The organism is uncultured Shimia sp. (assembly GCF_913054185.1).
GTDB lineage: Bacteria > Pseudomonadota > Alphaproteobacteria > Rhodobacterales > Rhodobacteraceae > Shimia.
In genome coordinates this window covers 40,907-50,972 of sequence record NZ_CAJXIV010000016.1, presented here as the reverse complement: position 1 = coordinate 50,972, position 10,066 = coordinate 40,907, and the positions used below count along the sequence as shown (strand labels likewise).

Genomic DNA, 10,066 nt, shown 5'->3' with positions numbered 1-10,066 from the left:
GGCCCGTGACCCAGCCCACATCGGCGGTGCACCAGAAGATGTCGCCGTCTTTGTAGTCAAAGGTGTATTGATGCGTCATCGACGCGTAGACCAGATAGCCGCCGGTGGTGTGCACCACACCTTTGGGCTGGCCGGTGGAGCCGGAAGTATAAAGCACAAACAGCGGATCTTCAGCGTTCATCTCGGCGGGTTTGCAATAGTCACCCACCTCCATGACCATCTCATTGTAGTCATAATCCCGGCCGTCAATCCAGGTGGTCTGATCGCCGGTGCGCTTCACCACCAGGCACTTCACGGTGTCTTTGGTGTGCAACAGCGCCGCGTCGGCGTTGGATTTGAGCGCGGTTTTGCGGCCGCCACGGGGCGCGGAGTCCGCAGTGATCACCACTTTGGCGTCACAGCCGTTGATCCGAGCGGCAAGCGCATCGGGGCTGAAGCCGGCAAAGACAATTGAGTGGATTGCGCCGATGCGGGCACAGGCCAGCATGGCATACGCCGCCTCCGGGATCATCGGCAGATAAATCACCACGCGGTCCCCTTTGCGCACACCCAGCTCTTCGAGCACATTGGCAAAGCGGCAGACGCGGCGGTGCAGGTCCGCATAGGTGATCGACTGCGCCGGCTCGTTGGGATCATCCGGTTCAAAGATAATCGCGGCCTGATTGCCCCGGGTTTCCAGATGGCGGTCAATACAGTTGGCGGAGACGTTGAGCGTGCCGTCCTCAAACCATTTGATGTCCACTGCACCTGGCGCAAAGGAGGTGTTCTTCACCTTGGTGTAGGGCTTGATCCAATCGACACGCTGACCATGCTCGCGCCAAAACGCCTCAGGATCAGACATAGAGGCCGCGTACATCTCAGTGTAAGTGGCGGCATCAATATGTGCGTCTTTGGTTAGCTCTGCGGATGGCAACGAGCTGGCGGATACATTGGTGTCCAACGACATGAAGGCTCCTCCCTCGGTCAATAACTTTCAAAACTCCTCACTCAAGCCAATTGGCTCAAGACCCCGAGGACAGAATAGGGCTTTGTGAAAACAAGGGAACAAAGTACGGAAATAAAACAGAAAACCTGTAAAGATATTTCCGATCACTCCAGCCTTCTTGTAAATTACTTTGTGTCCGGCACAAGAAATCCCCTATTTTTATGGGCTTGTTTATGTTTCGTTAATGTCTTGAAACACCTGTAAATCGGCACCCACTTCAACTGCGAGCGCTAACATTCACTTTTCGAAGGTGTGACATTTTGTTCCGGTCAATATCCCCGGTAACAGGCCGTGAACTCAAAACACCGACTCACGATGGAGACAATCAGATCAGAAAACCAGGCGTGTCCGCAGCCCCAGTACCGTGACTGTGCCCAAGCCCGAGTTGTCCAGCGGGTTGTCAATCACTTGAATAGACGGCGTGATCTGTAGCCCTGGCGAAATCGAGAAGCGATAAAACAGTTCGGCCGTGAATTGCGTTTGGGTCGAGGTCGCACTCTCCGCCCAATTCAAACCAAGGCCCGCCGCATCCGTGTTACGCCCGTAGTAGGCCAAACCAGTGGACAGTGAGCGCTTGTAAAGCCCCGTCCCCTTGTCGGCGACGCCGGCACGCACAAACGGAAGCCATTTATTGTCCACAAACCAAGCTGCTGAAAAACTCGCGCCATAGTCTTCGGCGCGGGCCTTATTGGCGTCACCGTCAATATGCCAAAGTGCCAAATGCACATTGTCAAAATAGATCCGGTCTCGCGCACTGGTGAGGCCGACCTCCAAGCTCTTGAACAGCTTGCCATGGTCAAACACGTCAAACCCCGGATCAGACGGATCTGCGTTGGCATCAGCCACGCTGCCCACTGCGTAAACGGTATCGCCAAGCCACACACCGCCCGCCAAGCCCAATCCCGGGTTTGGCGCGTTGATTGTTGGGTTGGTGTTAAACGACAGGTTCTGGAACGCCGAGTAAGGGCTCACCGCGCCGTAGATATCCAGGAAGTCTGTCACATCAATTTGTCCAGCCTGAATACTCCAGCCGCCTTCGGGCGCACGCTGTGTCCAGAACAGGTTGGTCAAAAGCGTGCCATTGTCGTTAAAGGCCGTGCCCGGCATAAACGTCGCCCCGGCCGCAAAGCCGAGATTTTGCGGCGCCACATCAGTATAGGCATGCCGGTGCTCCAGTTTGAACGTCAGGCTGCCATTCTCTGTGGCCGCCCAATTGCCATAAAACCGGAACATGCCACCGGCGGCGCTGTCCTCGGCCACATCCATGTTGCTCCATTGGCCCAGCGCGAGATAGTCAAAGTTGAACTTGAAGCCACTCTCCGCAAGCCCATCTTTCCAGGCAAACCACCCAGGTGCCACATTGCGAGGGAAGTCTGACCGCAACTGTGGATCGGTCAGCCCGTCACCCGGCTGCAAATCTGCTGCCACGGAAGAAGGTCCAGACAGACCACCTGATTGAGCCTTGGCGTAACCGCCAAACGCCGCCGCACTCATCAACCCCATCAATATATACTTATAGATCGTCATACTGACCTCCGGAATGGATTAGCGTATAGGCGCAAGGATAGCGGCGCGTGTCGCGGCGTCCACCGGCGCAGGCGGCGTTCTCTGGAACGGATTTTTCACAACTGGACTAAAGGTAAAGGTGTAAGTCCATTCTTCGGCAAAAACGTCTGGTCGTACCGCATTGTACTCAGCCGAAAAATTTAACTTCACCAGTTGCTCACCAATCGCAGTCGTTTTTGAAAGGGACAGCTGCACCGGCACGGTCCAGGCATCGCCATCTGGGGCATTCCAATCGTAACTCATGGTTGGTCCTGTACCGATCAACCAGCCTTGGCCAAGGCTATAGAACAAGAAATACTGCAGCGACGTGATCGAGGTATCGGGGCCGCTGCCGCCTACTTTCTCATTGTGAAATGGAAACAGACCCCAAACCCCCCAATCGGCCGTTCGCACAGCCAAGGCACTCGGCCCCAGCAACCAATTGTCAGATGAAGCCGCGCTTCCCGTCGGCATCGACCCGACGACACCGGCTCCAAATGTCCACCCATCACCACTCCAAGAATAAAGCAGATCATAGGGGATATCGCCCCAAGAATTCCGTTGCGATATGCCGCCACCACTCACGCTTGGTTGATCCCATGCATAGCTGAAAGCTGGTCGGAAGATCAGGTTGTTGCCGTTTGGCAGAACAAACGGCAACACGGGCTGAAACGTCAAGGTCGTGCTGTTCTGATTACCCGCCCCTGCCAAGGATCCATCAAAACTGCGATACTCCAGTTTGAAATTCAAAGTCGCATTTGCGGCTCCAGGATTGGAAAGCTCCTTGGCAAGATCGTCGATATTTGGCCCGACCTGCGCCATCAGAGGCGCGCCTGCAAAACACCCGATCAAAGCCAGAATTGGAAACCGCATATGCTGTGCTCCACGTCCAGAGGGTTGCGAGGATAAACCGTTAGGACGGAGCCAACAGACACCGCCCTAACAGGTTTAATTCAGCGTGTTTTTATAGATCACGCCGTCTTTCATGATAATGCGCAATGTTTCTGGGCTGTCTGGTCGCGGGTCCGCGCCAAACCACTTGTCGCCGGTCCCAACCACAGAGAAGTCTTCCAAAGGATTACCGTCAATCAGCAGGATATCTGCATAGGCGCCCTCCTCGATCACGCCCAGCTTGCCGGCAGTGTAAGGGTTGGTGAAATCACCAGACAGTCCAACCAATTCGCCACCAACCGAAGTCAGCGTTACCAGTGACGCATAAGGTCCAAAGAAGTCGTTGTTCAGATTCTTCTCATAAGCAATTTGAATGTTACAGGCGGCCACCGAGCCCACACAATCGGTTTGGAACGCACGCTTAACGGGACATTCCTGCATGTTGGGAATGTAGTTGGCAAAGGTGGCAGAGGCCGACTTTGCCTTGGCCAGGCTACTTGGCACGCTGGCAACAGCCGGAATCTCCAACAGACCTGGATCAAAAGCCGTCAGGTTGGTGGTGATAAACGCGCCTTTGGCATTCATCACTTCGGCAATCTCGCAGTCAAAGGAGAACCCGTGCTCAATCGACATCACGCCAGCTTCCAATGCACTCAAGATCGCCTCTTTGCGATAGGAATGTGCCATGACGTAGCTGCCGTATTCCTCTGCCACCTGCACGGCCGCTTCTATCTCCTCGGTTGACCCAGCCAGCAGCTGCCAGGGGTCAAACGCCGAGACTACGCCGCCTGATTGCATGTATTTGAGTTGAGTTGCCCCCATGCGAAAGTTATTGCGGCCAAACTTTTGAACATCCGCTGCGCTGTCCGCTTCCTGCGCCATATTCAAGCGTCCCATATTGGTCGACGATCCTGGGGGGGCTGTGAAGTTCGCAAAATCCGCATGGCCGCCACGGGTGCCAATAAACGCCGCCGAAGGATAATATCTAGGGCCAAGGATTTGCCCGCTGTCAATCGCACGCCGCAAGCCAGCATTGCCCCCACCCGCATCACGCACTGTGGTAAACCCCTGCATCAGATACATCTCTGCCATCAGTGTCCCGTGGATGGCAAAATCTTCCCACGTGGTATTCGCTTCCATCGAAGGTAGACTTGGCCCCATCAGCATCAAGTGCGCGTGGGCTTCCACGAACCCCGGCGTCAACGTGCGCCCACCACCATCAATCACTGTGGCATCCGGTGCATCAATCGAATCCGTGCTCACGGTTTTAATGAGATTGCCTTCAACCAGTACCGACGCGTTTTCAATCCGCGCCTCGTTCACGCCATCAAAGACATGCACATTGGTGAAAAGTGTCTGTGGCACAGCATCTTGCGCCGCAAGAGAGGTACCAAAAACCCCGACAACAGCAGACATGAGTCCTGAGAAAATCCGGTTAGACATAATCGCGCTCCCTAAAGAAATTTCTTCAATTCTACTTCTACGTGTCGCAAGAAACAGGCCACTTTCGATCTCTTTTGGCCAAACAGTCAAAAAAAATGGCCGACAACTGCGCCAAAACTGGCCTAAAAGTGACAGTGTAACAACCTGGACCTCGGCCAATGCCCACCAAACATGACGGTTTTATCAAAGCCCAGCTTCTACTCCCTTTTGTGGATCTCGCGATGGCGCGGGGCTGCAATGTCGACGCCGCCTTAAAGCTCTATGGGTTGACCAAAACCGACTTGCGTAATCCGCAAAAAGCCGTGCACGCCGAAATCATTTACGGCCTCACCAACACGCTTGCGGAAAAGGCCAAAGACCCGCATCTCGGCTACAATGTTGCGGACACTTTTGACATAAAAACATGGCTTCCTACCCAGGACGCATTTGAAAATGCCTGTACTATTGGTGACTACTACACCCGGTTTCTGTTGAGCGTCCCGCAGCAGGCAAGCTCTGTTCGCCACACATTGACGGTCACGGCTCCTCACGCCACCTATGCGGTTACGCGCTCCGTGCAGACGCATCAAATGCCTGTTCAGGTTGAGGGGTTTGGCATGGGGTTGCACATCCGTACTTTGCGCCATTTGTCTCACGCGCATTGGCAACCGAAGCTGGTGCGTTTGGAAACCCCTTTCCCGGAGGCGCTTCCCCAAATGCCAACGGGCGTCGGCATCAAACGCTCGAATGTTTCAGGCCTCTCACTCACTTTCCCAAGCAGCTGGCTTACCCTGCCCGTTCACCCTCAAGACAGTCGGTCCAATCACCTAGGCACCTCTGTGCCACCCACTCCCCAAAATATCTCCATCATCAGCACCCTGCGCACTGCGGCACGCCCCCTATTGGAAGACCGCACCCTAAGCGAACAAGATTTTGCCGACGCCTTGGGCATTTCTCTGGCGCGTCTCAAGGCCTCGCTGCGACTGCAAAACACAACCCTGCCTCGGGAACTGAAGCGCCTCCGTATTGATGTTGCCAAAGAGATGTTTTCAGACGCGACCCAGACGGTCGCCACCGTCGCACAGGCGTTAGGATATTCAGATCAGTCCCATTTCTCCCGCTTTTTTCGCTCTCAAACGGGCCAATCCCCGCGTGAATACCGAGCAACCCTGAACCAAAACTAACTGACGGAATCTCAAATCCTGTCGCAAACCGTGCTCCGGCAACCCCACATCCAGTTGCAATTGCCCCTCAAATGGTTTCTGGATTTGACCATTACGCGCCACTCAGGCAATTAAACATAAATCGCATTTTTGTGCAGGCTGACGACCGCCGCACCACCTACACAAGACAGAAAGACACAATGGAACAGTCTATCCCTCTGACACATCTCCCCAACAACACGCTTTATGGTGAGGGTGACGTGTTTGTCCTCTTTGGTGAGCTGTTTGGACGCGGCTACGCCACAGGCCTGATCGACGCCGCCAAAGCGGCCGGAATGACCATTGTTGGCATCACCGTGGGTCGCCGCGAAGACGATGGCTCCCTGCGCGCCCTGACCGACGAGGAGCTGGCCCAAGCCGAAGAAAACCTCGGCGGTAAGATCATCAACATCCCGTTGATGGCTGGCTTTGACATGGACGCGCCCGAAGGTGGCGACACCCCAACCGACATGCTCAAAGCGATGACGCTGGACAACTGGCAAGAGTTCAAGCTCGATTGGGACAAGGTTGACGCCTGCCGCGAGACAGGCACTGCCCGCTTCACCGGCGCATTGAAAGAGGTCATGGGCGCACTTGCTGATCACATTCCTGCTGGCAAAAACGTGCACTTTGCCCACACCATGGCAGGCGGCATTCCTCGCGCGAAAGCCTTCCTGGCAATTGCCAACCGCATCTACAAAGGCCGCGGCGCACGTCACATGTCTTCCCAAGCCCTTCTGGACGCCGACCTGGGCAAATTGATCCTGCAGAACTTTGATGAAGTGACCGCCAACAGCTTTGGCCACTTGCTCGAGCACAGCGCCGAGCTGCGCGGCAAGATCGAAGCTGACGGCGGCCAGGTGCGCTATTCTGCCTACGGATACCACGGCACCCGCGTGCTGATCGGTGGCGAGTACCGTTGGCAAACCTACACCAGCTACACCCAAGGCTTCGCCAAAATGAACCTGGAGCAGTTTGCGCAAAAAGCTTGGGACAATGGCGTTAAAGCCACCGTCTTCAACTGCCCGGAAATCCGCACCAACTCGTCTGACGTCTTTGCTGGCATCGAGCTGTCCTTGTTGCCGCTACTGGAAGCGCTGCGCCTCGAAGGGGGCGGGGCATGGGTTGATGCACTTTGGGCGGAATGCCAAGGCCTGCTGAAAGAAGATGTGACCCTCGAAAGCGTGCTGAAGACCGTACAGGACTACCAGCAAAGCGACGCGATGCAGCCGTTCTACAACTTCACCGCATGGCCGATGAACAACTCCGCCGATCAGGTCGACATGACCGTCGGCACCTCTCAGGACATCGTGGCCCTGCACAGCAACCGTAAGGAGCTGGTCAGTGACGTGCTCAGCCAGCACGTGGTGAACGCCACCGGTGCGCTGATCTTTGGGTCCGCTGGAAATCCTGACGGCCCCGTTCTGTGGCTCGACCACGACATGGTTGCCCAACACCTGATCAAAACAAACTGATCACCAACACATCAAAAGACCGAAAGCCTCGACGCCCCCGCGCCGGGGCTTTTTGCTTTTTCGGCAGCGCCTTACCTCAACTCGAACTCTCGCAATCCAGATCAAGGTTAATCTTTAGATGTGTTAACCACGCACTCTAGACCCGGCTTCCGGACATCTCGCAGAAAAGGTAGTTCAAATTATTACCAAATGATTAACGACCGCATCCAGCGAAGCGAGGCCCCCGGTATGAAAGACAAGATTGCAAAAGCATACCAGATTTTGGGCGTGACACCTGAGGTCAGCGACAAAGAAATGCGCTCCGCTTGGCGCAAGCTGGTGCGGAGCTACCATCCGGACCTCGCCCGGACCGACCCAGAAGAAGCCACCCACCGCATGGGCGAGATCAACGCAGCATATGACGCTGTGGCGCATCATCGCCTGCAAAAAGGCATGCAGCCAACGCCCAACAAGCGTCAGAAACCCAAGGCGCAGGCAAAACGCACAGCACGCACCACGAAGCAGACGCAACGCCCCCGCACAACCAACGCGCATGACACTCATAGCACGAGCAAAGCCAAACAAGAGCCGAAGCGAGAACAGACCGCAACTCGCGAAACCACACCCAAACGCCGCGCCTTTCGCAGCCCACAGGAACAACGCTTAATTGACGCCGCTTGCGCAGTTTTTGAACAAACGCGCAAAAGCCTGAACGCCGCCGCCCGCCGTCCTACCTTTTCAGCCTGTCGCTGAACTGAAGACGTCCAGCCAATTTCACTCTACCTCGAGTATCACTAACTCCACGGCCATGGAGCTATGCGATTTTGCCAGTTTTGCCGAAATAAAACTGGCAAGTGGTTTAGCGTTCCAAGGCAGGTGAAAGAGACTTCACTTCCCCAAAATACCAGGCAGGCGCAATCCATGGTCACGGGCGCACTCTACTGCGCTGTCATAACCCGCATCCGCATGACGCCAAACACCAGAGGCCGGATCATTCCACAGCACACGTTCTAGGCGTTTTGCGGCCTCAGGCGTGCCATCGGCACAAATCACCACGCCGGAATGCTGGCTGAATCCCATGCCAACCCCGCCACCATGATGCAGACTGACCCAAGTGGCTCCGGACGCTGTGTTGATTAGCGCATTGAGCAATGGCCAGTCAGACACCGCATCAGACCCATCTTTCATGGATTCAGTTTCGCGGTTTGGCGACGCCACTGACCCGCTGTCAAGATGATCCCGACCAATCACAACCGGTGCCTTCAACTCGCCAGACGCGACCATCTCGTTGAACATCAGCCCTGCGCGGTGACGGTCCCCCAAGCCAATCCAGCAAATCCGCGCCGGCAGGCCTTGAAATGCAATCCGATCGCGCGCCATGTCGAGCCAATTGTGCAGATGTGTGTTCTCAGGAAACAGCTTCTTCATTGCCGCGTCAGTTTTGTAGATGTCCTCAGGATCACCAGACAACGCGGCCCAACGGAACGGCCCAACCCCTTTGCAGAACAGCGGGCGGATGTAGGCTGGCACGAACCCCGGGAACGCAAAGGCATTTTCCAAGCCTTCTTCCAAAGCCATCTGGCGGATATTGTTGCCATAATCGACCGTCGGCACGCCGTCTTCATGGAAGGCCACCATCGCCGCAACCTGCACCTTCATGCTTGCGCGTGCGGCCTTCTCCACTTCTTTAGGTGCAGTCTCTGCCTTTGTGCGCCATTCAGCCACGGTCCAGCCCTGCGGCAGATACCCGTTGACCGGGTCATGGGCTGAGGTCTGATCCGTCACAATATCCGGTCGGATGCCACGCTTGTGGATTTCCGGGAAGATGTCAGCCGCGTTGCCAATCAGCGCCACAGATTTGGCCTCGCCCGCCTTGGTCCAACGGCCAATTATCTCCAGCGCCTCATCAAGATTATCAGTCTTCTCATCGACATAGCGGGTGCGCAGACGGAAGTCGGCACGGGTCTCGTCACATTCCACCGCGAGGCAGCAGGCGCCGGCCATGACCGCCGCCAAAGGCTGCGCCCCGCCCATGCCGCCAAGGCCACCGGTCAGCACCCATTTGCCGGTCAAGTCACCACCGTAATGCTGACGCCCAGCCTCAGCAAAGGTCTCATAAGTGCCCTGCACAATGCCCTGTGTGCCAATGTATATCCACGACCCGGCGGTCATCTGACCGTACATCATCAGGCCCTTTTTATCGAGCTCATTGAAGTGGTCCCAATTGGCCCAATGCGGCACAAGGTTGGAATTGGCAATCAGTACACGCGGCGCATCTGCGTGGGTTCTGACAACCGCCACAGGCTTGCCAGATTGCACAATGAGGGTCTCGTCGCCCTCAAGGTCCTTCAACGTGTCGACAATCAGATCGAAGTCTTTCCAAGTGCGCGCCGCGCGACCAATGCCGCCATACACCACCAATTCATGCGGGTTCTCTGCCACATCTGGATGCAGGTTGTTCATCATCATCCGCAACGGCGCTTCGGTCATCCAACTTTTGGCATTCAGCTCAGTGCCTGTAGGCGGGAAAACATCACGGGTGTTCTTGCGTGGATCGGTCATATCGG

General features: G+C 55.8%; 8 protein-coding genes. 3 read left to right on the top strand and 5 right to left on the bottom strand.

Annotation, left to right across the window (positions count from 1 at the left end; genetic code table 11):
* The 4 genes from QZ517_RS05730 to QZ517_RS05715 form a co-directional block, all read right to left on the bottom strand.
* A partial coding sequence (locus QZ517_RS05730; RefSeq protein ID WP_294223523.1) for an AMP-binding protein occupies positions 1 to 946 on the bottom strand: 946 nt, incomplete at its 3' end.
* Positions 947 to 1,315: 369 nt separating this feature from the next.
* On the bottom strand, positions 1,316 to 2,512 hold the full coding sequence (locus QZ517_RS05725; protein WP_294223521.1) for a carbohydrate porin: 1,197 nt from the start codon (positions 2,510 to 2,512) through the stop codon (positions 1,316 to 1,318).
* 18 nt (positions 2,513 to 2,530) lie between these two features.
* Entirely contained in the window at positions 2,531 to 3,352 is an 822-nt protein-coding gene (locus tag QZ517_RS05720; protein WP_294223519.1) for a hypothetical protein, read from the bottom strand.
* 126 nt (positions 3,353 to 3,478) lie between these two features.
* A complete protein-coding gene (locus QZ517_RS05715; protein WP_294223517.1) occupies positions 3,479 to 4,864 on the bottom strand; it encodes an amidohydrolase family protein in 1,386 nt (461 codons plus the stop codon).
* A gap of 158 nt (positions 4,865 to 5,022) precedes the next feature.
* Between QZ517_RS05715 and QZ517_RS05710 the strand changes: the two genes are divergently transcribed.
* The 3 genes from QZ517_RS05710 to QZ517_RS05700 all read left to right on the top strand — a co-directional run bounded on the left by QZ517_RS05710 (position 5,023) and on the right by QZ517_RS05700 (position 8,252).
* The gene (locus QZ517_RS05710) at positions 5,023 to 6,027 is read left to right on the top strand and encodes an AraC family transcriptional regulator (RefSeq protein ID WP_294223514.1); all 1,005 of its coding nucleotides are present in this window, start codon (positions 5,023 to 5,025) and stop codon (positions 6,025 to 6,027) included.
* 179 nt (positions 6,028 to 6,206) lie between these two features.
* Positions 6,207 to 7,520: a hypothetical protein gene (locus QZ517_RS05705; RefSeq protein ID WP_294223509.1), complete on the top strand. Its 1,314-nt coding sequence runs from the start codon at positions 6,207 to 6,209 to the stop codon at positions 7,518 to 7,520.
* 228 nt (positions 7,521 to 7,748) lie between these two features.
* Positions 7,749 to 8,252 (top strand): J domain-containing protein, encoded by a 504-nt coding sequence (locus tag QZ517_RS05700; protein ID WP_294223505.1) that lies wholly within the window; start codon positions 7,749 to 7,751, stop codon positions 8,250 to 8,252.
* Between the two features lie 135 nt (positions 8,253 to 8,387).
* On the opposite strand, the gene hutU is transcribed toward QZ517_RS05700, so the two are convergent.
* Positions 8,388 to 10,061 carry a urocanate hydratase gene (gene hutU / locus QZ517_RS05695; protein ID WP_294223503.1) on the bottom strand — a complete coding sequence of 558 codons (1,674 nt, stop codon included), beginning with the start codon at positions 10,059 to 10,061 and terminating at the stop codon, positions 8,388 to 8,390.
* Positions 10,062 to 10,066 lie beyond the last annotated feature (5 nt).

Excerpts from the sequence above, each read along its gene's own strand:
- QZ517_RS05715 (WP_294223517.1), bottom strand. The coding sequence starts at position 4,864 with ATGTCTAACCGGATTTTCTCAGGACTCATGTCTGCTGTTGTCGGGGTT.
- QZ517_RS05700 (WP_294223505.1), top strand. The coding sequence starts at position 7,749 with ATGAAAGACAAGATTGCAAAAGCATACCAGATTTTGGGCGTGACACCT.
- QZ517_RS05720 (WP_294223519.1), bottom strand. The coding sequence starts at position 3,352 with ATGGCGCAGGTCGGGCCAAATATCGACGATCTTGCCAAGGAGCTTTCC.
- QZ517_RS05705 (WP_294223509.1), top strand. The coding sequence starts at position 6,207 with ATGGAACAGTCTATCCCTCTGACACATCTCCCCAACAACACGCTTTAT.
- QZ517_RS05710 (WP_294223514.1), top strand. The coding sequence starts at position 5,023 with ATGCCCACCAAACATGACGGTTTTATCAAAGCCCAGCTTCTACTCCCT.
- hutU (WP_294223503.1), bottom strand. The coding sequence starts at position 10,061 with ATGACCGATCCACGCAAGAACACCCGTGATGTTTTCCCGCCTACAGGC.
- QZ517_RS05725 (WP_294223521.1), bottom strand. The coding sequence starts at position 2,512 with ATGACGATCTATAAGTATATATTGATGGGGTTGATGAGTGCGGCGGCG.